Here is a 21425-nt window from a genome sequence, read left to right as displayed (position 1 = left end):
ACGCCCGCCCACAGCCCAACAAAATCCAGGCACAGGCCGCACCCATCTCCACCCATCTTCATCGCCATCAGGAATTTTTCTATGCACACCACCGCACATGTCAGCCCCGACGAGATCCGCAAGGGTTTTTCCAAGGCCATGTCCGACATGTACCGAGATGAAGTTCCCCTGTATGGCGCGCTGATGGAGCTGGTCGCCGAGACCAACACCCACGTACTCGACACCGAACCGGGCCTGGCGCACCAGCTGCAACGCACCGGCGAGATCCAGCGCCTGGACATGGAACGCCATGGCGCCATCCGCCTGGGCACTGCGGCGGAACTGGCGACCATCAGCCGCCTGTTCGCGGTGATGGGCATGCAGCCGGTGGGCTACTACGACCTGACCCCCGCCGGCGTACCGGTGCACTCCACCGCCTTCCGCGCCGTGCATGAACGCGCGCTGCAAACCAGCCCGTTTCGCGTGTTCACCTCGCTGCTGCGCCTGGAGCTGATCGAAAATCCCGAGCTGCGTGCGTTTGCCGAAACCGCCCTGGCCAAGCGCTCGATCTTCACCCCCCGCGCCCTGGCGCTGATCGAGCAATCGGAGAAAGACGGCGGCCTCACTGCTGAGGATGCCGATGAGTTTGTGCGCCAGGCCCTGGAAACCTTCCGCTGGCACCACACCGCGACCGTGACCGCCGCGCAGTACCAGCAACTCAGCGACCAGCACCGCCTGATCGCCGACGTGGTGGCCTTCAAGGGCCCGCACATCAACCATCTGACCCCGCGCACCCTGGACATCGATCAGGTCCAGGCCGCCATGCCCGGCAAGGGCATCACCCCCAAGGCCGTGATCGAAGGTCCACCCCGCCGCCAGTGCCCGATCCTGTTGCGCCAGACCAGCTTCAAGGCCCTCGACGAACCCATCGCTTTCACCGATGCCCAGGGCAGCCATAGCGCGCGCTTCGGTGAAATCGAACAGCGTGGCGTGGCGCTGACGCCCAAAGGCCGCGCACTGTACGACCAACTGCTGAATGCCGCGCGGGACGAACTGGGCGCGTTCCCCAACGAGGGCAATGCCGCGCGCTACATGCAATTGATGGAGCAGCACTTCCAGGCCTTCCCGGATACCCACGCGCAAATGCGTGAACAGGGCCTCGCCTACTTCCGCTACTTCGCCACGGAAAAAGGCCTGGCAGCCCGCGGCCAGGCCGATCAACCGCGCACGCTGGAGGCACTGGTCGCCGCCGGCCATGTGGATGTCGAACCGTTGGTGTATGAGGATTTCCTGCCGGTGAGTGCGGCGGGGATTTTCCAGTCGAACCTGGGGGACGCGGCGCAGAGTCACTACGCGGTCAATTCGAACCAGGCCGAATTCGAGAAGGCCCTGGGGCGCAAGACGATTGATGAATTGAAGTTGTATGGCGAGACGCAGCAGCGTTCGATGGATGAATGCACCCGGACACTGCTGGCGTAAAAACAGCAAGTGCCACCCGGCTCACCGGCGCAATCCTTGCGCCGCAACAGTCCCCTGAGCCGGGTGGGCGAGCGGCATCATAGACAGTGGCGTGAATGATGCCCCTAAGGCAATTCTGAATAAATACGCTGTGCTTTTTGTAGGAGCGAGCTTGCTCGCGAAAAACTTGAGAACGCCGCGTTAAATCAGAAGAGCTGCGTAATCGTTGACGTTCTTCGCGAGCAATCTCGCTCCTACCGGTGGGTCAGATTTTCATTTAACCCAATCGCCCCACGATCTCGTCTTTGACCAACAGCCGTTTCTTTTTCAGTTTCTCCACATCCTCATCGCTGGCTTTGGCCGATTCCGCCTTCAACACCTCCCCGTCGGCAGCGTCGTATTGAGTGAGCAGCGAGTCCAGGCGTTTGTCGCTCGCCCTGCGTTCGTGAACGGCTTCCTTGCTCAACCCCAAATCCTGATACAGGTCGTGTTTCACTGGCATGGCGTACCTCCGCAAGTTGATCAATGGCCTACACCCTTGAAGCTAGCCCATTCCAACCGGTCTTGTCATGTTTAGGCTCAATCCATCCCCGTTCGTCGCGGCGCAGGCAATGGGATCAAACCTTTGCCACACCCTGCCCTCAACTGTAGATCGCCACCCGAGGGAGAACGGTTTCATGACTCACGCTGCCACTGCTGTCGACACCCAATGCATCAACACCCTGCGCACCCTGGCCATGGACGCCGTGCAGAAGGCCAACTCCGGCCACCCCGGCACGCCTATGGGCCTGGCGCCGGTGGGCTATACGCTGTGGAGTCGCTTCCTGCGTTACCACCCCGAGCATCCCGATTGGCCCAACCGTGATCGCTTTGTGTTGTCGGTGGGGCATGCGTCAATGCTGTTGTATTCGCTGCTGCACCTGGCCGGCGTGGTCGAGATCGATGCCCATGGCAAACGCTCGGGGCAACCGGCGATCAGCCTGGACGACATCAAGCAGTTCCGGCAGATGAGTTCCAAGACCCCCGGGCACCCCGAGTACCGCATGACCACCGGCGTGGAAACCACCACCGGGCCGCTGGGCCAGGGCTGCGCCAACAGCGTCGGCATGGCAATGGCCGAGCGTTGGCTGGGCAAGCGCTTCAACCGCGACGGCCGCGTGCTGTTCGACTACAACGTCTACACCCTGTGCGGTGACGGCGACATGATGGAGGGCATCAGCAGCGAAGCGGCGTCGATGGCCGGGCACTTGAAGCTGGATAACCTGTGCTGGATCTACGACAACAACACCATCAGCATCGAAGGCCACACCGAGTTGGCCTTCAGCGAGGACGTGATCAAGCGCTTCCAGGCCTATGGCTGGCACACCTTGCACGTCACCGATGCCAATGATCTGCAGGCCTTGAGCGAGGCGCTGAACACCTTCAAGCGCAACACCGGCGCGCCGACCCTGATCGTGGTCGACAGCGTAATCGGCTATGGCTCGCCGCACAAACACAACACCGCCGCCGCCCATGGCGAGCCGTTGGGCGACGATGAAATTCGCCTGACCAAGGCCGCGTATGGCTGGCCCGAAGACTCCAGTTTCCTGGTACCGGACGAAGCCCGCAGTGTGTTGCGTGATGCGCTGCTGGAGCGCAGCCGGCCGCTCTATGAAGCATGGAACCAGCACCTGGCGCAGCTTGAGCAAGCCGAGCCGGCATTGGCCGACGAGTTGCGCCGCATGCGTGCCGGCGAAATGCCGGAGCACTGGCAGGATGACCTGCCCCGCTTCGACACCGACGCCAAGGGCGTCGCCAGCCGCGCCGCCGGTGGCGAAGTGCTGAATGCGTTTGCCCAGCACATCCCGTGGTTGCTCGGCGGCTCGGCGGATTTGTCGCCGTCGACCAAGACCAACCTCACCTTCGACGGTGCCGGGCGCTTCAGTGCCGACGACTACAGCGGGCGCAACCTGCACTTCGGCATCCGCGAACACGCCATGGGCGCGATTGCCAATGGCATGGCGCTGTCCTACCTGCGGCCGTACACCTCGACGTTCCTGGTGTTCAGCGACTACATGAAGCCGCCGATCCGCCTGGCCGCGATCATGGAGTTGCCGGTGGTGTTCGTCTTCACCCATGACTCGATTGGCGTGGGCGAAGATGGGCCAACCCACCAGCCCATCGAACACCTGACCCAACTGCGGGCCACGCCGGGGTTGCTGACCCTGCGCCCCGGCGACGCGAATGAAACCCTGGAACTGTGGAAGGTCGCACTGGCGCAAACCCACCGGCCAAGTTGCGTGGTGCTGTCCCGCCAGCCGCTGCCGACGCTGGATCGTACGCAGTATGCGGCGGCGTCGGGTGCGGCCAAGGGCGCGTATGTGTTGGCGGGGGTTGATGATCCTAAAGTGATTCTGTTGGCGACGGGCAGTGAAGTCAGCCTGGCGGTTGCAGCCTATGAGCAGTTGAAAAGCGAAGGGATTGCCGCGCAGGTGGTTTCAATGCCCAGCTGGGAGCTGTTCGAAGACCAGGACCAGGCCTACCGCGACAGTGTCTTGCCGCCGGCAGTGAAGGCACGGGTGGTGGTGGAACAGGCCGGGCCACTGGGCTGGGACCGCTACGTCGGCCAGACCGGCGCCAAGGTGGTGATGAACAGCTTCGGCGCGTCGGCGCCGCTGGCGAAGTTGCAGGAGAAGTTCGGGTTTACGGTCGAGAACGTGGTGAAGCAGGCCAAGGCACAGATCCAACTGACCCAACGCTGAGCAAAATGCGGGAGGGGCGGTGCGACGATTCGACTTGCCCCCTCCCACATTTGGACCACACCGCCGGTTAGATAAGCTCTCGAGCCAGGAACGGTGTGGTGCGGCTGGTTTTGTTTTTGGCCACCTTCTGCGGCGTTCCACTGGCAACCACCTTGCCGCCCAAATCCCCTGCCCCCGGCCCGATGTCGATCACCCAATCACTCTGGGCCACCACGCGCATTTCATGTTCCACCACGACCACCGTATGCCCCGCCTCCACCAGATGATTGAGCTGGCTGAGCAAGCGGTCGACATCCCGTGGGTGCAGCCCGGTGGTGGGTTCGTCCAATACGTACAACGTCGCGCCGCGGGCGTTGCGTTGCAGCTCGGTGGCCAGTTTGATCCGCTGCGCTTCGCCGCCGGACAGTTCCGTCGCCGGCTGCCCCAGGCGCAGGTAACCCAGGCCGATATCCCGCAGCACTTGCAGCGAGCGCAGTACCCCCGGCTGCTCGGCAAACACCTCCACCGCTTGTTCCACGGTCAGCCCCAGCACCTGGGCGATGTTCAAGCCTTGCCATTTGACGGCCAGGGTTTCGGGGTTGTAGCGCGCGCCGTGGCAGGTCGGGCACGGGGCGTACACGCTGGGCATGAACAGCAATTCAACGCTGACAAAACCCTCGCCCTCGCAGTTCGGGCAACGGCCCTTGGCGACGTTAAAGGAGAACTGCCCGGCGTCGTAATCGCGCTTCTTCGCCGCAGGCGTCGCGGCGAACAACTTGCGCACGTTGTCGAACAAACCGGTGTAGGTCGCCAGGTTGGAACGCGGGGTGCGGCCGATGGGTTTCTGGTCCACCTGCACCAGGCGACGGATATCCTCCAAGCCGGCACCGATGCGTCCGCCGCTGGTTTGCGGGGCGTCATCTTCCAGGCTCGGTTCTTCGTCGCTGTCCACCCGGCTGCCGAGGCCGCTGCCGACCAACTCCAGCAGCGCCTGGCTGACCAGGCTGGACTTGCCCGAGCCGGAAATGCCGGTGACCGACGTAAAGCAGCCCAGCGGGAAATCCACGCTCAGGTCCTTGAGATTATTGCGCGTGACGCCTTCCAGGCTCAGCCAGCCGGTGGGTTCACGGCGCGCCTGACTCGCAGGGCGCTTGTCGGCAAACAGATATTCCCGGGTCTGCGAGGCTTCGACGTCCGCCAGGCCGGCAGGCGGCCCGCTATAGAGCACTTGCCCGCCATGTTCACCCGCGGCCGGGCCCACATCGATCAGCCAGTCGGCGCGGCGCATGGTTTCCAGATCATGTTCGACCACAAACAACGAATTGCCCGCCGCTTTCAAGCGTTCAAGCGCGGTGAACAACGCTTCGCCATCCGCCGGGTGCAGGCCTGCCGAAGGCTCATCCAGCACATAGATCACCCCGAACAACTGCGAGCCCAATTGCGTGGCCAACCGCAAGCGCTGCAACTCCCCGGACGACAGGGTCGGCGTGCTGCGCTCCAGGGACAGATAGCCCAACCCCAACTCGATCAAGGTACTGACCCGCTCCAGCAGATCCTCGGCGATGCGCTGGGCCGCGAGGCGTTTTTCCACCGACAGCTTCATCTTGTCCTGCCCCGCCGCCACCGGCCGCAACAACGCGGCCAATTGCGTCAATGACAGTTGCGACAACTCACCAATGTCCACCCCGGCAAACTTCACCGACAGCGCCGCCTTGGTCAACCGCTTGCCATCGCACAACGGGCAGGCGCTGCCTTGCATGAACTGCGAGACACGCTTCTTCATCAGCGCGCTTTGCGTGTGGCTGAAGGTGTGCAGGATGTAGCGCCGCGCGCCGCTGAAGGTGCCCTGGTAGCTCGGCTCCAGTTTGCGTTTCAGCGCTTCGCGGGTCTGCTCGGGGGTGAAGCCGGCATACACCGGCACGGTCGGGGTTTCTTCGGTGAACAGGATCCAGTCGCGCTGCTTTTTCGGCAGGTCGCGCCACGGAACATCCACGTCATAGCCCAGGGTCACGAGGATGTCGCGCAGGTTCTGGCCCTGCCAGGCCAAGGGCCAGGACGCCACTGCGCGCTGGCGGATGGTCAGGGACGGATCGGGCACCATCAGCGCCTCGGTCACTTCATACACGCGCCCCAGGCCATGGCACTGCGGGCACGCGCCTTGGGGCAGGTTCGGCGAAAAGTCCTCGGCGTACAGCATCGCCTGTCCCGGCGGGTAGCTGCCGGCACGCGAATACAACATGCGGATCAGGCTCGACAAGGTGGTGACACTGCCCACCGAGGAACGCGCACTCGGCGTACCGCGCTGCTGTTGCAAAGCCACGGCGGGGGGCAGTCCTTCGATACTGTCCACATCGGGCACGCCGACCTGATCGATCAGCCGTCGCGCATAGGGCGCCACCGATTCGAAATAGCGGCGCTGGGCTTCGGCATACACCGTGGAAAACGCCAGGGACGACTTGCCCGAGCCCGAGACGCCGGTAAATACCACCAGGGCATCCCTGGGAATATCCACGTCGACGTTCTTCAGGTTGTGTTCGCGGGCGCCGCGCACCCGTACAAATCCAAGGTGCTGGGCAGTGATCGGGGGGAGGGTGCGCTGTGAAGTCATGAACAACCTTGTCTGGCGGTGAGCACGCTGCGCAGCCGTTGCGTCAGGGCCTCGGGGCTGTAGGGTTTGCTCAGCAGGTGGATGTCAGCGCTGAGCAGGTGATTGCTGGAGAGAATGTCCCGCGTGTGCCCCGAGGTGAACAGCACCGCCACCGGCGGCGACTGGGCACGGGCCCACTCGGCCAGGTCGGTGCTTTTGACCCGGCCGGGCATCACCACGTCGGTGAAGATCAGGTCGGGCCGCGCCCCGTCCTGCAAGGCTTGCATTGCGCGGTCGCCGTCCTCGGCGGTCAGCACGGTGTAGCCCGCTTGTTCGAGCAGATCCACCACGGTCACCCGTACGTCCTCGTTGTCCTCGACCACCAGAATGGTTTCCTGGCCCACGTCGTGCGGCATGGGTTCAGGGTGAGTCTCCTGGACTTCTTCGCCCAGGCTGCGCGGGAAGTACATTTGCACCACGGTGCCCTTGCCCTCCTCGCTCCACACATCCACGTGCCCACCGCTTTGGCGGACAAAGCCAAACACCATGCTCAAGCCAAGACCGGTGCCGTGGCCGTTGCGCTTGGTGGTGAAAAACGGCTCGAACACCCGCGCCAGGATCGTCGCCGGCATGCCCACGCCAATGTCCGTGACGGCCAGGCGCACATACTCGCCCGGCTTGATGCTTTTGCCGATGCAATCCCTGGGGTTGAGGATGATGTTTTCGCCGGTGATGCGAATCACGCCCTCGCCTTTCATGGCATCGCGGGCATTGATCGCCAGGTTGAGCAACGCATTTTCCAGCTGGTTGCGGTCGACGTTGATGCACCAGGAGTCCTGCGGCAACTGCACATCGATATGAATGGTTTCGCCGAGTGCGCGTTGCAGCAACTCGCCCAGCCCGGCATAGATGCGCTGCGGGTTATACACGGCCGGTGACAACGGTTGGCGACGGGCAAAGGCCAACAGTTGCGACGACAGTTTGGCGCCACGCTCCACCGCCGCGATGGCCGCCGTGACGCGCCGCTGTACCTGGGCATTCTCCGGTTCATGGCGGGCCAGTAAATGCAGGTTGCCGGCGATCACTTGCAGCAGATTATTGAAGTCATGGGCCACGCCACCGGTCAGGCCGCCGATGGCCTCGAGCTTTTGCGCCTGGCGCAGTTGGTCTTCGGCGGCGGAACGCGCCTGGACTTCAGCGGCCACGCGCTGCTCCAGGTTATGGGTCAGTTCCTGGCGCAAGCGTTCGGAATGCACATGGGCGGTGGTCTCCACCACAATCGCCAGCACGCCGGCCGGTTGCTGGTCGTCGCCAGGGACGGGGCTGTAGTAGAGATCCAGCCACACCGTTTCCGGCTGGCCGTTGCGCAGCAGCACCAAGTCCTTGTTGTTGAACGACAAGGTGCCGCCGGCCAGGCAGGTGTCCACCACATGGCGGTTGAAGTCGGCCACTTCCGGCCAACCCAGCTCCACCGGCGAGCCGAGCAAATACGGATGGCGGCCACCGGCGAACACCGAATAGCTGTCGTTGTAGATCATGTACCCGGCCCGGCCCCACAGCATCACCATGGGCACGGGGGACGCCAGCATCATCTGCACGGTACAGGCGAGGCTGGTGGACCAGCGGTCAAGCGGTCCCAGGTCGGTGCTTGACCAGTCAAATGCGCGAATTCGCTGGGCCATTTCGCCGGCCCAACCTTCACAGCCGTGGGGATTGGATAAGAATTGCATCGTTCGGCTCTGCGCAGAGAAAGGACAGTCGCAATTTTTTGAGCGCATCAAGGGTCGATGGTTTCATTTTGTATAAATTAGGGGTTAATCACCGCAAGCGCTACCGGCCTCAGTGAAAATCCCGGCTGCGCACCGTGATGCCTTCCAGCAGCGGCGTCAGGTCGGTCAGGCGCCCGGCGATCAGGTGTCGCACCTCACCCACCGCCTCCCAGCGTCCGTCCACCTTGAGCAGGCGCGAACCCACCAAGACCTGGCGCTGACGTTCGGCCAGGTCGCGCCAGACCACCACGTTGAGGTTGCCGAATTCATCTTCGAGGGTGACAAAGGTCACGCCACTGGCAGTGCCGGGACGCTGGCGACCGGTCACCAGCCCGGCAACGCTGACAGTGCGGCCATGTTCCACCGCCATCAGTTCGTTCGAGCTGCGGCAGCGCCGTTTACGCAGCTCGGCGCGCAACAGCGCCAACGGATGCGGGCCAAGTGTGGTGCCGAGCAGGGCGTAATCGGCATGCAGGTCCTCGCCCACCGTCGGTGTTGGCAGTTCCACCCGTGCTTCATCGGGGCTGGGAAGGCCAGCAAATAACCCTAGCTGCTTATGCACCCCAGCCACGGCCCAGCGCGCCGTATGCCGATTGCCGGCCAGCGCGCGCAAAGCCCCGGCATCCGCCAGCAACGCCTGGGCACGCGCCTCCAGGTCGGCGCGCTGGTCCAGGTCGGCAATGTCGCTGAACGCCCGGCGCTGACGTGCAGCTTCGATACGCCGCCCATCCTCTTCGCGAAACCCCGAGATCATGCGCAAGCCCATGCGAATCGCCGGTTGCTGGCCGTCGATGGGTTCCAGGCTGCAATCCCAGTCGCTGGCCTGCACATCCACCGGACGGATCTGCAAACCATGGCGCCGCGCATCCTGCAGGATCTGGTCCGGGCTATAGAAACCCATGGGCCAGCTGTTGATCAGCGCACAGGCGAAGGCCGCCGGCTCATGGCACTTGAGCCAGCAACTGGCGTAGGTCAGCAAGGCGAAACTGGCGGCGTGGGACTCGGGGAAACCATAGCTGCCAAAGCCCTTGATCTGTTCGAAGATCTGCGCGGCAAAAGCCTCGGTGTAGCCATTCTTCAGCATGCCGGTGCGCAGGCGTGCTTGATGCGGTTCCAGGCCACCGTGACGTTTCCAGGCGGCCATGGAACGGCGCAACTGGTCGGCCTCGCCGGGGCTGTAGTCGGCGGCGACCATGGCGATCTGCATCACTTGCTCCTGGAACAACGGGATGCCCAGGGTGCGCTTGAGCACCGCCTCGAGCTCCGGCGACGGATAGGTGGTGGGTTCCTCTTTGTTACGCCGGCGCAGATAGGGATGCACCATGCCGCCCTGGATCGGCCCGGGGCGCACGATGGCCACCTCGATCACCAGGTCGTAGAATTTTTGCGGCCGTAACCTGGGCAACATCGACATCTGCGCCCGCGACTCGATCTGGAACACGCCAATGGTGTCGGCCTTGCTGATCATCGCGTAGGTGGCCGGGTCTTCCTTGGGGATCGTCGCCAGGGAAAAGTCCAGATGGCGATGGCGACGCAGCAGATCGAAACAGCGGCGGATCGCGCTGAGCATGCCCAGGGCGAGAATATCCACCTTGAGCAGGCCCACGGCGTCGAGGTCATCCTTGTCCCACTGGATGATGGTGCGCTCGGCCATGGCGGCGTTTTCCACCGGTACCAGGGTGTCCAGCGGGTACTCGGAAATCACGAAGCCACCGGGGTGCTGGGACAGGTGCCGGGGAAAACCGATCAGTTGCTGGGTGAGCGTCAGTACGCGGCGCAGGATCGGGCTGTCCGGGTCGAAGCCGCCTTCGCGCAAGCGTTCCAGGGGCGGCGCATCGTCACTCCAGCGGCCGCAGCATTCGGCCAGCGCGTTGATCTGGTCCGGCGGCAAGCCCAGGGCCTTGGCCACATCGCGCACCGCACCGGCTGCGTGGTAACTGCTGACCACCGCCGTCAGCGCCGCGCGCGTGCGGCCATAGCGCTGGAACACGTACTGCAGCACTTCTTCGCGGCGTTCGTGTTCGAAGTCGACGTCGATGTCCGGCGGCTCGTTGCGCTCGCGCGACAGGAAACGCTCGAACAGCATGTTCATCAGGCTCGGGTTGATCTCGGTGATCCCCAAGGCAAAACACACCGCCGAGTTGGCCGCAGAGCCGCGCCCCTGGCACAGGATCGAACGGCTGCGCGCAAAGCGCACGATGTCGTGCACGGTGAGAAAGTAGCTTTCGTAGCCCAGCTCGCTGATCAGTTCCAGTTCGTTGTTGATCTGCTGCAAGGTCTTGGCGTCGACTCCTTGCGGCCAGCGCTGGGCGATGCCTTCTTCGGTGACGGCGCGCAGCCAGGATTTGGCGTCATGGCCCTCGGGCACCAGCTCGCGCGGGTAGTGATAGCGCAACTGGCCAAGGTCGAAGGTGCAACGGTGCGCGATGTTAAGGGTCTCGTCGAGCAAGGCTTGCGGGTACAGCGCGTCCAGCGCCTCGATGCTGCGCAGGTGGCGCTCGCCATTGGGATGCAGGCGCGTGCCGGCTTCGGCCACCGGCACGTGATGGCGGATCGCGGTCATGGTGTCTTGCAGGGCGCGGCGGCCGCGCGCATGCATATGCACATCGCCGCAGGCCACCGCCGGGATATGCAGGCTGGCGGCCAGTTGCAGGCGTTGCTCCAGATGCCGCGCATCGTCCTGGCCGCAGTGCAGGTGCACCGCCAGCCACAGGCGTTCGGCGAAGGTACGGCACAACCACTGGATGGAGGCCTGGGTGTCGCTGTCTTCGGCAATCCATAGCGCCAGGAGGCCGTTGAGGGGGCGTTCGAAGTCTTCTTGCAGCAGGCGATAACTGCCCTTTTCAGCGCGGCGGCGGGCCAGGGTAATCAGGCGGCACAGGGACTGGTAGCCGCTGAGGTCCTGCACCAGCAGCACCAGTTTCGGGCCGTTCTCGATGCGCACTTCGCTGCCGATAATCAGCGGCAAGCCCACCGCCTTCGATGCCTGCCAGGCCCGCACAATGCCCGACAAAGTGCATTCATCGGTGATCGCCAGGGCGCTGTAACCCTGGCGTTTGGCCCGTTCGAACAACTCCAGCGCGCTGGAGGCACCGCGCTGGAAGCTGAAGTTCGTCAGGCAATGCAGCTCGGCGTAACTCATGGCCACCGCCTCCTACAGAAGGCCGGTTGCAGCCTATGGGGACTCATGCGAACCAGCCTTGCAGCCACAGCCCATCGCTTTGCCCCACGCTGCGATAGGCCCAGCCTTGCTGGCCGGCGCGGGTACGGATCAGGTAGTAGTCGCGGCGAATATCGGCGCCGTCCCACCAGCCGGATTCGATGCGCTCCGGCCCCATGAGGATCTGCACGCCCTGCTCGGCCAGCAAGGTCGGTTCGTTAAGCAGCCAGCCGGGACGCTGGACCTTGTTCAAGGTGACGCACGGGCTTTTATCCGCCGCCATTTGCCAGGCGCATTCGGGGCGATGGTCGGCATGGAAGCGCAGGCCTTGCACCGCCTCATCCCCCAGGCGGGCCCGCAGGCGTTCGCGCAGTTGCTCCCACGGCAAGGTCTGTTGCGGGCGATCGTCGAACAGGTCCTGGCGTTGCGGCACGAACACCGGCAGGTCCTGGGCCACCAGGCGAAAGCCGCGCACCGGTGAAGTGACCTGTACCTGCTCCAGGCGCCCACGGGCCAGTTCGAACAGCATCGCCGGTTCGCGCTCGGCGCTGAGCAGGCCGACCTTGATCACGCTGTCCGGCGCCTGGGCATGTTCCAGGTGCAGGTCGAAGCGTTGCACGCCACTATCGCGACCGCAGAGGAAGGCCGAGAGGTCGCCGGTCAAACGCCGCAGGGGGAATAACAAGGCCTGGTGGGATTGCACATCGAAATTCAACTCGATGCGCACATCGAACTGGTCCGGCGGCTGATAGAACGCCAGGGCCAATGGTCGTTGCCCGGTCAACGCATCCAAGTGCTTGAGCAGGCCGGCGTCAAAACGCCGCGCCAGGGTGTGCCGGGGCAACGCCTGTACCTGGGCCAGGGTACGCAGGCCCATGCGCGACAACGCGGTGGCCGCTTGCGGGTCGAAGCCGGCGCGGTCGATGGGCAATGGCGCCAGGGCCTGGAGCAACCCATCCTCATCGGCCACGGCCAAGCCATCGTAGAGATTGGCCAGCACCCGCGCCGCCGCCGGGTTGGGCGCGGCGACGATACGGTGACGAAAGCCCAGCTCGGTCAGTTCCTGGCGCAAGCGTGCCTCGAACTGTGGCCAAGGCCCGAACAGGCCCAGGCTCGATTCGATCTCGAACAACAAGGCGCGCGGGTAATACACGCTGACCTGGGAGCTGAAGCGGTAGGCCCAGGCCGCCAGGAATTGCTGCCAGCGTTCGATTTGCACGGGGTCGTATTCGGCGCTGGCAAAGGTCTTGGCCAGGGCATGGGCGGCCGTCAGCGATTGACCGGGACGCAGGCCCACTGCGCGGGCGGCGTCATTGACGGTTTGCAGCACGCGCCGCTGCGGCGTGCCGGCCAGCAGCGCCAGGGGTTGGTCGGGCTCGGGGTGCAGGCGCTGCACCCCGTCCAGCGCCAATTGCGGGAAGACAATACACACCCAGCGCATGGCAACCTCAGTGCCCCGCCAGTGCAATCGGCGCCGGGTGAGCCAAACCGCCCCGGCACTTGAGCACCCGCACCTGGGCAGGTTTGGCCTCGACGGCCAGGCGCAGGGCGGCGGGTGAAGCGTTGATCGCTTCACTCAAGGCGCGCCAGGCAAACGCCAGGGTCTGCCCGGTTTCCGCGGCCACCTGCAAGCGACGCAAGGCGCGGTCATCCGCCTTGCGCGGCCAGCACAGCACCGCGCCGCAACTGCCGGAGCGCAGGCACTGCTCCACCGCCCACAACACATCGCGCGCCTCGGCCTGGACCACCGACAGCTGGCGCAAATCTACCCCGGCGTTCTGCCAGGCGTGGGGGTACGGGGTGTAGGGCGGCGCCACCAGCACAATGCGCTCCCCCGCCGCCGATAATCGCGCGAGGGTCGGCAGCACCAGTTGCAGTTCGCCCACGCCTTCCTTGGCCATGAGGATTTCGCTCAAGGCCGACTCCGGCCAGCCGCCCGTGGGCAGCACCGCATCCAGCGCCGCCAGCCCCGTGGGGTGTACGCTGGCCGGGGGCGCGGCAGGCCGGCCTTTCCAGACGCGACCGCCATTGAACAGCGTGTCCAGTGCAATCACGGCGCCCATCAGCCTTGCCTCACCAGGCCGCAGAATACCCCTTCGATGGCCAGGTCCTGGTCGGGGCCTACCACGATAGGTTCGTATGCGGGGTTACGCGGCAGCAGACGCACACGCTCGCCACTGCGTTCGAAACGCTTGATGGTGACTTCGCCGTCCAGGCGCGCCACCACAATCTGCCCGTTCACGGCTTCGGCACTGCGGCGGACGCCCACCAGGTCGCCGTCGAGGATGCCGTCTTCGATCATCGAATCACCTTGCACCCGCAACAGGTAATCCGGGGTTTTCGCGAAAGTAGCGGGGTCGAGTTGCAGGCGGCTGTGCACTTCGGCATCCGCGCCGATGGGCAGGCCTGCTGCCACTCGGCCGAGCACCGGGACATCCAGCCACTCCGGGCGCATGGGCTGGTTGAGCAAACGGATACCACGCGCCTGGTTGGGATTGACCTCGATGAAGCCGGCCTCGGTCAGGGCCACTACGTGTTTACGCGCGACGCTGCGAGAGGCAAAGCCGAACGCCTCGGCGATCTCGGCGAGGCTGGGGGGTTGGCCTTGCTGCGCGATACGGTCGCGGATGAAGGTCAGGATGGCGGTGCGGCGGGGGGTCAGGGTTGTCATGGAGTACATTTGTACTCTTTTGGGAAATTTCTTACAAGGACCGGTAGTCGGGGTTGGGGGGGTATGCACATTTAACCGAGTACACCAAGCTCACAACTCCGGTCGGCCCAGAAGCCGCCAAGCTCACCCCCCTCCCGCCATATGCTGCGCAATCCTGCCCCTCAACCACCGCTCCGCCGGGTCATTGTCATGCACCCCACTCCACACCATCGACAACTCCGCCGCATCAATCGCAAACGGCGGATCCTCTGCCCGCAGCGCCGTGCCCTCGGTCAACGCACACGCCGCATAGTCCGGCACCGTCGCAATAATCTGTGTACCGGCCAGCAACGCCCGCAAGCCACTGAATTGCGGCACCGCCAGCACCACCCGGCGGGCACGGCCGATACGCGCCAGGTCCAGGTCGATATTGCCGCTCAAGTCTCCCGAGAACGACACCATCGCATGGGGCCGCGCGCAATAGTCGTCGAGGGTCAGCGGTTCAACGCCGTCATCACCGCGCAGTACCTTGCAGGGTATGTCCCGCAGTTTCTTGCGCTTGGCATTCGCCGGCAGTTCGGTGGTGTAGCTCACGCCTACCGAGATCTCGCCACTGGCCAGTAATGCGGACATCAGCAGGTAATTGGCGCGGCGTACCACCACGATGATGCCCGGGGCTTCTTCGCGCAGTTGGCTGAGCAACGGCGGGAACAGGCCGAACTCGGCGTCGTCGGACAGGCCGATGCGGAACACCGCACAGCTGGTGGAGGGGTCGAAGTCCTTGGCGCGGCTGACTGCGCCTGAAATGGTGTCCATGGCCGGTTGCAGCTCCTTGAGTATCGCCACGGCGCGTGGCGTGGGCTCCATGCCCCGGCCGTTGCGCAGCAGCAACGGGTCGTCGAACAAATCTCGCAGCCGACCCAAGGCCGCGCTCACCGCCGGTTGGCCCATGAAGAGCTTTTCGGCGACCCGGGTCAGGTTCTTCTCGAACATCAGCGCTTCGAAAATCACCAACAGGTTCATATCGACGCGGCGCAGGTCGTTGCGGTTCATGGCGGTATCCAAACGGTTAGCAGGCTGCCAGCTAAGCAGGCAAAACACTGCCTGGATTGCATGCCTGTGCTGTCTTTTTCGTGACCGAACCTGGCGAAATTAACAACGATTAACTCGCCAGCCAGACGGTGCGGCGCCAAAAATGAGCCGGTCTACACTGCATCCATTCACCGGGAACGCTCCCATCGACTGCGGATATTCGTCATGGCCCGACCTGCGTACTGTGCTCCTCGCTTATCCGCTACCGGCGGCCTGTGCCCCCGGCGCGAGCGGATCGCCAAGCAATTGATCCTCGCCAACCTCGGCGAAAGTCTGGCGATTGCCGACCTGGCCCAAGCCTGCGCCCTGTCGCGCAGCCATTTTTCCCGCGCATTCAAGTGCACCACCGGGCTGTCGCCCCAGGAATGGATACGCCAGCAGCGCATCCAGCGGGCCAAGGAACTGATCACCGGTTCCTCCTTGAGCCTCACGCAAATCAGCCTGGAGTGCGGGTTTTGCGACCAGGCGCATTTCTGCCATATGTTCACGCGCAGCGAGGGCGTCAACCCGATGACCTGGCGAAATCACCAACTGCGTCACAAGCCTCAAGAGATCGCTGCCTAGTGGTCTGCATGCACCTGGAATATGCTGGCCGCTTACTTTTCCCAGAACATGGCCACCCATGAGTGCCCCACGCGACCAGGCCGTGCATTTCGGTCCTTACCGTATCCACCCGCGCCAGCGCCTGGTGCTGGAGGCCGGTCGCCCGTTGCGCTTGGGCCGGCGGGCAATGGACATCCTGCTGATCCTGTTGGAGCAGGCCGGCACTGTGGTGAGCAAGCAGGAACTGATCGCCCGGGTCTGGCCCAAAAGCGTGGTGGAAGACGGCAACCTGCGGGTGCATATGGCAGCGCTGCGCAAGGCCCTGGGCGATGGCCAGGCCGGGCAGCGCTATATCGTCACGGTGGCCCAGCGGGGCTACAGTTTTGTAGCACCACTGAGCATCGAGCCGATGAGCCTACCGACCGAAGGCGCGCCCCCACGCCCGGGCCACAACCTGCCGTTGCGACGCACGCGCATGCTCGGCCGCCAGGCCCTGATCGACAGCCTGGTGCAGCAGCTGCCCGAGCAACGCTTTATCACCCTGACCGGCGCCGGCGGCATCGGCAAGACCACCGTCGCCTTGCGCGTGGCGGAATTGTTGATCGGACATTACCGCGACGGTATTCGCCTGTTGGACCTGGCGCCTCTCAGTGCACCGTCGATGATCCTGCCCAATCTCGCCGCGCTGCTCGACCTCACCCACACTGAGCACGAACCGCTGGCTGTGTTTGCCCGCCGTCTGCAGGAGCACCAATTGCTGCTGGTGATCGACAACTGCGAACACCTGCTGGACGACATCGCGCTGATCAGCGAGACCCTGCTGCGCCACGCGCCCAAATTGCACATCCTCACCACCAGCCGCGAGGCATTGCGCGCCGAGGGCGAGTCGGTGCAACGCCTGGAGCCCCTGGCCTGCCCGCCCGCCACCGGCAACCGCGCCCAGGCCCTGGGCTATCCGGCCCTGCAACTGCTGATCGAGCGGGCCATGTCCCATCAGGACAGCTTCGAACTGAGCGAAGCCGAACTGCCCCTGGCTATCGACATCTGCCAACGCCTGGACGGCATCCCCCTGGCAATCGAGTTGGTGGCCGCGCAGATCGAGCGCTTCGGCCTGCCCGGCCTGCTGGTGCAAATGGAAGACAACTTCCGCCTGCTCACCCGTGGCCGGCGCAGCGCCCTGCCCCGCCATCAAACCTTGCGCGCCACCCTGGACTGGAGCTTTGAACTGCTCACCGGCTGCGAGCAAATCTGCCTGCGTCGCCTCGCGGTGTTCCGGGGTGGCTTCAGCCTGGCCAGTGCCGCAGCGGTGATCGCAGGGCAACAGGTTGCGCCGGCCGCGGTACTGGGTTCGATCACCCAACTGGTGGCGAAATCCTTGCTCAATGTGGAGGCTGGGGATGACGAGGTGATCTATCGCCTGCTGGACATCACCCGCACCTACGCCCTGGAAAAACTCAGCGTCGCCAATGAACTCGACGCCACGCGTGAACGCCACGCCAACCGTTGCCTGGTCCTGATGAACCAGGCGCAGGCCGATTGGGAGCAGACGGCCACCCAAACCTGGATCGACCGCTATGCCCCGCTGCGCGAAGACATTCGTGCCGCCCTCGACTGGGGCCTGGGCGACCAGGGTGTCCACCTGCTGGGCATTCGTCTCACCGTCAGCGCCATGCCGTTGTGGCAGGAGCTGTCGCTGCTGCGCGAACACGGCCTGTACGTGAGCAAGGCCCTGGCGCGGCTGGGGCAATCGAGCACGCCGAGCCCGCACTTGAACATGGCCCTGCAGTTGGCCTTCGGCAGTTTTTCCTATCACACCCTGGGCGGTACGCCGCAGACCATCGAAGCCTTTGCCCATGCACGGCGCCTGGCCGAAGCCGACAGCAACCTGGTCGGCCAACTGCGCGCGGTGTCGGGGCAAATGACGGTCAGCCTGTGCGGAGGCAACTACCGCGAGGCCCTGGAGCAAAGCCTGCATTTCGACCGGTTGGGGCCTCAGGCCGAGCCGTTGCTGGCCCTCAGCGCCCAACGCCTGAGGGTGCTGGCGCAGCACTTCGCCGGCCACCAGGCGCTGGCGCAGCAGAATGCCGAACAGGTGATCCAGCGCATGGCCCAGAGCGGCCATCTCAACCGGTTTACCCACGGCTTTGGCGTGCAGTACGACCAGAGCGTGGCCTCGTTGACCATCCTCGCACGCATCCTGTGGCTGCGCGGTTTTCCCGAACGCGCGTGGCGCACCGCAAGCCAGGCGCTGGCGCTGGCATTGCAGATCAATCACGGCACGTCGATTTGCTACACCCTGGCCCTGGCCGGGGTGGTCATCGCCCACTACAACGGTGACTCCGTCGCAGCCCGCGACCAGTTGGACCTGCTGCTGCAGCAGGCGCAAAAGCATTCGGTGCAGTTGTTCCACACCTGGGCGCAGTGCTACGAAGGCACGGCGCAGATCGACGATAGGCAGGGATTGGGGCTGGTCGAAGACATCCTGGTGACCTTCAACGCCCGTGCAGTGGATGAGGCCTTGTTCGAACGCGCCCGGTGCGGTGCCGCCGGCTGGTGCAGCGCGGAAATCCTGCGCGTGCGCGCCGAGTCCATGCCCGACATCCACGGGGCTGAGGCGCTGCTGCTCGAAGCCCTGGGCCTGGCACACCAGCAAGGCGCGCTGGCCTGGGAGCTGCGCTGTGCGGACTCCTTGGCGCGGCTGTGGCAAAAGCAGGGTCGTGTGCAGGCCGCCCGCGACCTGCTGGGTTCGGTCTACGCGCGATTTACCGAAGGCTTCGCCACCCAGGACCTAGTCCGCGTACGCTGCCTGCTCGACGAGTTGCAGGACAAACGGCCGGCCTGAAAACGTCCCCAGGTAATGCCCATAACCCTGCTGCAAACGGGCAACCTGCTGCGGGTTGCGCAGGAGTGCCAGGCCATAGCTGCGCACGCTGTTGAGCAGGCGATAGCGCGGATAACCCGGACCGGGTTCGAGGCTCAACAGCGAGGTACCGACCAGGCGCGTGAGCAAATACGACAAGTCGGCGTGTTCCAGCTCTGTGCCGGCGACCAGCTGATTCAGGGTGGGCGCGGTCACGGCCATCTTGAACAGGCTCAATTGCAGGAACAGCCAGCGCTCCGGCAGGCTCAGGCGCTCGTAGGTCCAGTCCAGGGCGGCGGCCAGGGATTGGTGGCGCTCCACCGCCGTGCGGCGGCCCCGGGCCAGTACCTGCAATCCACTGTGCAACTGCGCCTGTAAACCACGTACGCCCAGCGCGTCCACCTGGGCGGCCGCCAGTTCAAGGGCCAGGGGAATACCGTCGAGGCGCCGGCAGATGTCCCGCAACGGCGTCAGATCCTGTTGGCGCAACACAAAGCCCTGTTGACCGGCACACGCCCGTGCGACGAACAGTTGCACGGCGGGGAACGCCATCGCCTGTTCAATACTGCCCACCGCCGACGGCGCCGGCACGGCCAATGGCGGCACGCGCAGCACCCATTCGCCTGGGGCCTGCAACGCTTCGCGACTGCTGACCAGCACGCTGACCTGGGGCGCGGTTTCGCGCAGCACCCGCAAAAGATGTCGACAGGCACCGAGCAACAGGTCGGCGCCGTCGAGTACCAGCAGCAATTGCCGGGACACCAGCTGGCGGCACAACTCAGTGACACTGCCGCTGGGTTCCAGATGCAGGATCGTGGCCAGATGGCGCAGCATCATCAGCGGCGCCTCCACCGTGGCCAGGTCGACCCACCACACACCGTCGCGGTAGCGCGGCAATACACGCTCGGCCAGGGCCTGGGCCAAGACGCTCTTGCCCACGCCGGCGCAACCGGTGAGGGTCATCAGGCGCTGCCCGGACAAACGCCGCACCAGCACGCCCAGCAGCTCATCGCGACCGATCAGCGGGCTGAGCCGGGTTGCGAGGTTATGCCGGCGCAGCACCGCTGCGGCCGGGCCATGTAGGGATGCGGCGAAACAGTAGCCGCGCTGGGGGTCGTTAATAATGAAGCGTTGCCCGTCAAGGGCACGGCGCAGTGCGGCGATGTGCACCCGCAGATTGCTCTCTTCCACCACGCTGCACGGCCAGACCCGCTCGATCAAGGTAGCCTTGCTGATGAATTGCCCTGGCGACTCCAGCAGCACCGCAAGGACATCCAACGCCCGACCGCCCAACGGCACCGGCCAACCCGCCTTGCTCACCAACCGCTGCTGCCGGTGAAACGCATAGGTGCCGAAGCGCACCGTGCCATCCGCGTCAATCGCCTGAGGCTCATTCATGTCTGCAATCGCGCTGAAACGCCCGGTCTTGGGCATCCGCGCATCCTTTTCCATGGGCTCGACGTTATCTTGCCAGCTACCTGTAACAGGGCAATGCTGGCACAGGGAGCGATACGGACAATCGGGTGCGCGAGACGGACATCCCGTCGTTAACTGAACTGTTGGCGGTATTGGGTAGGGTTCAAGCCGAGTTTTTCACTGAATAGAAAGCGCATGTGCCGCACGCTGCCGAAGCCTGCATGGAACGCCACGGTCTTGAGCGGCAGGTCGGTGGTTTCCAGCAATTGCCGGGCGCGGTCGATGCGCGCGCCCTGCAGGAAGGCCATAGGCGTCATCTGCACGTCCTTGGCGAACAACCGGGCAAAGTGGCGTGGGCTCATGCCAGCCAGTTCGGCCATGGACTCGATGGTGAAGGGCTGGTCCAGATGGGCGAGCACATGGTTCTGCACGCGGGTGATCGCGGTTTCCTGGGGCGCCACGGACGCCGTCATCGGACTGAACTGGGCCTGGCCGCCCTGGCGTTTCATCACCACCAGCAGCACCTTGGCCACATCCACCGCCACTTGCTTGCCATGGTCCTGGGCGACGATCGACAGCGCCAGATCGATACCGGCGGTGACCCCGCCCGAGGTAATCAACCGCCCATCCTGCAGGTAGATGCGATCCGTCTCGACGATGGCCTTGGGGAAGGCCTTGATCAGGCGTTCGGTGTAGTGCCAGTGGGTGGTCACGCGGCGTTCGTCGAGCAGCCCGGCGTGGCCCAGCACAAAGGCTCCGGTGCAGATCGAGCCGAAGCGCCGCGCCCGTGGCGCCGCCGCCTTGAGCCAGGGCAGCAGCGACGGGTGGCATTCGTTGTAGGCACCCGGGCCGCCGGGCACCAGCAGCAGGTCATAAGCCGCCTGGGCCTGGTCCAGCAGCAGGTCAGTCTGGACCATCACCCCATTGGAGGCGCGCAACGGACCGGGCTCGGTACCCAGGGTGAGAATCTGGTAATGCTCCGCCGCCGGCAGGTAGCGGTTGGCAATGGAAAACACTTCGAGCGGCCCGGCCATGTCCAGCAGGAGGAAGTCCGGGAACAGCGCCATGGCCACGGTTTTCATACGGGAAGAATCCATCGAGGGAAGAAAGCGGCAGATATTATGACACGCCTTTTTATTGTCAACATATAGGGGACAGTTATTCAGATTCCAGCTTCTTAATGAATATTTC

At 64.5% G+C, this 21425-nt stretch carries 14 protein-coding genes; 4 read left to right on the top strand and 10 right to left on the bottom strand.

Annotated features, from left to right (window positions below; all coding sequences use genetic code 11):
- The first annotated feature begins 81 nt into the window (after nt 1–81).
- Nucleotides 82–1458: a 2-oxoadipate dioxygenase/decarboxylase HglS gene (gene hglS / locus HCF10_RS14225; RefSeq protein WP_167655798.1), complete on the top strand. Its 1377-nt coding sequence runs from the start codon at nt 82–84 to the stop codon at nt 1456–1458.
- Between the two features lie 256 nt (nt 1459–1714).
- Here the strand turns inward: hglS and HCF10_RS14220 are convergent, their stop codons facing one another.
- Entirely contained in the window at nt 1715–1939 is a 225-nt protein-coding gene (locus tag HCF10_RS14220) for a DUF465 domain-containing protein (RefSeq protein WP_053128262.1), read from the bottom strand.
- 175 nt (nt 1940–2114) lie between these two features.
- Here HCF10_RS14220 and tkt point away from each other — a divergent pair, with 175 nt between their 5' ends.
- A complete protein-coding gene (tkt, locus tag HCF10_RS14215; protein ID WP_167655797.1) occupies nt 2115–4178 on the top strand; it encodes a transketolase in 2064 nt (687 codons plus the stop codon).
- 67 nt (nt 4179–4245) lie between these two features.
- On the opposite strand, the gene uvrA is transcribed toward tkt, so the two are convergent.
- The 7 genes from uvrA to HCF10_RS14180 form a co-directional block, all read right to left on the bottom strand.
- Nucleotides 4246–6765: an excinuclease ABC subunit UvrA gene (gene uvrA / locus HCF10_RS14210; protein ID WP_167655796.1), complete on the bottom strand. Its 2520-nt coding sequence runs from the start codon at nt 6763–6765 to the stop codon at nt 4246–4248.
- A complete protein-coding gene (locus HCF10_RS14205; RefSeq protein WP_167655795.1) occupies nt 6762–8474 on the bottom strand; it encodes an ATP-binding protein in 1713 nt (570 codons plus the stop codon). Before HCF10_RS14205 ends, uvrA begins: the two co-directional genes overlap by 4 nt.
- Before the next feature lie 109 nt (nt 8475–8583).
- Nucleotides 8584–11655 (bottom strand): error-prone DNA polymerase, encoded by a 3072-nt coding sequence (locus HCF10_RS14200; protein ID WP_167655794.1) that lies wholly within the window; start codon nt 11653–11655, stop codon nt 8584–8586.
- Between the two features lie 43 nt (nt 11656–11698).
- A complete protein-coding gene (locus HCF10_RS14195; protein ID WP_131699270.1) occupies nt 11699–13114 on the bottom strand; it encodes a Y-family DNA polymerase in 1416 nt (471 codons plus the stop codon).
- Between the two features lie 7 nt (nt 13115–13121).
- Entirely contained in the window at nt 13122–13736 is a 615-nt protein-coding gene (gene imuA / locus HCF10_RS14190) for a translesion DNA synthesis-associated protein ImuA (RefSeq protein ID WP_145337499.1), read from the bottom strand.
- Complete coding sequence (gene lexA / locus HCF10_RS14185; RefSeq protein ID WP_131699268.1) at nt 13736–14353, bottom strand: transcriptional repressor LexA; 618 nt, start codon at nt 14351–14353, stop codon at nt 13736–13738. Before lexA ends, imuA begins: the two co-directional genes overlap by 1 nt.
- A gap of 114 nt (nt 14354–14467) precedes the next feature.
- Nucleotides 14468–15376, bottom strand: coding sequence for a LysR family transcriptional regulator (locus tag HCF10_RS14180; RefSeq protein WP_131699267.1), 909 nt, complete (start codon nt 15374–15376; stop codon nt 14468–14470).
- 204 nt (nt 15377–15580) lie between these two features.
- Here HCF10_RS14180 and HCF10_RS14175 point away from each other — a divergent pair, with 204 nt between their 5' ends.
- Nucleotides 15581–15979 (top strand): helix-turn-helix domain-containing protein, encoded by a 399-nt coding sequence (locus tag HCF10_RS14175; RefSeq protein ID WP_090403294.1) that lies wholly within the window; start codon nt 15581–15583, stop codon nt 15977–15979.
- Nucleotides 15980–16037: 58 nt separating this feature from the next.
- A complete protein-coding gene (locus HCF10_RS14170; protein WP_167655793.1) occupies nt 16038–18800 on the top strand; it encodes an ATP-binding protein in 2763 nt (920 codons plus the stop codon).
- On the opposite strand, the gene HCF10_RS14165 is transcribed toward HCF10_RS14170, so the two are convergent.
- Nucleotides 18747–20270, bottom strand: a complete 1524-nt coding sequence (locus HCF10_RS14165; protein ID WP_167655792.1) for a winged helix-turn-helix domain-containing protein — start codon at nt 20268–20270, stop codon at nt 18747–18749. The two genes, HCF10_RS14170 and HCF10_RS14165, sit on opposite strands and share 54 nt — an antisense overlap.
- Before the next feature lie 95 nt (nt 20271–20365).
- A complete protein-coding gene (locus tag HCF10_RS14160) occupies nt 20366–21316 on the bottom strand; it encodes a GlxA family transcriptional regulator (RefSeq protein ID WP_131699264.1) in 951 nt (316 codons plus the stop codon).
- Nucleotides 21317–21425 lie beyond the last annotated feature (109 nt).

Origin of the sequence: Pseudomonas sp. B14(2022), assembly GCF_012030485.1 — a bacterium.
GTDB lineage: Bacteria > Pseudomonadota > Gammaproteobacteria > Pseudomonadales > Pseudomonadaceae > Aquipseudomonas.
Note: the sequence above shows the minus strand (reverse complement) of the source record. Positions and strands in the feature narration are given on the sequence as shown.

What these genes read in the sequence shown, in the direction of transcription:
- hglS (WP_167655798.1), top strand. Translation starts at nt 82, where the DNA reads ATGCACACCACCGCACATGTCAGCCCCGACGAGATCCGCAAGGGTTTT.
- HCF10_RS14220 (WP_053128262.1), bottom strand. Translation starts at nt 1,939, where the DNA reads ATGCCAGTGAAACACGACCTGTATCAGGATTTGGGGTTGAGCAAGGAA.
- tkt (WP_167655797.1), top strand. Translation starts at nt 2,115, where the DNA reads ATGACTCACGCTGCCACTGCTGTCGACACCCAATGCATCAACACCCTG.
- uvrA (WP_167655796.1), bottom strand. Translation starts at nt 6,765, where the DNA reads ATGACTTCACAGCGCACCCTCCCCCCGATCACTGCCCAGCACCTTGGA.
- HCF10_RS14205 (WP_167655795.1), bottom strand. Translation starts at nt 8,474, where the DNA reads ATGCAATTCTTATCCAATCCCCACGGCTGTGAAGGTTGGGCCGGCGAA.
- HCF10_RS14200 (WP_167655794.1), bottom strand. Translation starts at nt 11,655, where the DNA reads ATGAGTTACGCCGAGCTGCATTGCCTGACGAACTTCAGCTTCCAGCGC.
- HCF10_RS14195 (WP_131699270.1), bottom strand. Translation starts at nt 13,114, where the DNA reads ATGCGCTGGGTGTGTATTGTCTTCCCGCAATTGGCGCTGGACGGGGTG.
- imuA (WP_145337499.1), bottom strand. Translation starts at nt 13,736, where the DNA reads ATGGGCGCCGTGATTGCACTGGACACGCTGTTCAATGGCGGTCGCGTC.
- lexA (WP_131699268.1), bottom strand. Translation starts at nt 14,353, where the DNA reads ATGTACTCCATGACAACCCTGACCCCCCGCCGCACCGCCATCCTGACC.
- HCF10_RS14180 (WP_131699267.1), bottom strand. Translation starts at nt 15,376, where the DNA reads ATGAACCGCAACGACCTGCGCCGCGTCGATATGAACCTGTTGGTGATT.
- HCF10_RS14175 (WP_090403294.1), top strand. Translation starts at nt 15,581, where the DNA reads ATGGCCCGACCTGCGTACTGTGCTCCTCGCTTATCCGCTACCGGCGGC.
- HCF10_RS14170 (WP_167655793.1), top strand. Translation starts at nt 16,038, where the DNA reads ATGAGTGCCCCACGCGACCAGGCCGTGCATTTCGGTCCTTACCGTATC.
- HCF10_RS14165 (WP_167655792.1), bottom strand. Translation starts at nt 20,270, where the DNA reads ATGGAAAAGGATGCGCGGATGCCCAAGACCGGGCGTTTCAGCGCGATT.
- HCF10_RS14160 (WP_131699264.1), bottom strand. Translation starts at nt 21,316, where the DNA reads ATGAAAACCGTGGCCATGGCGCTGTTCCCGGACTTCCTCCTGCTGGAC.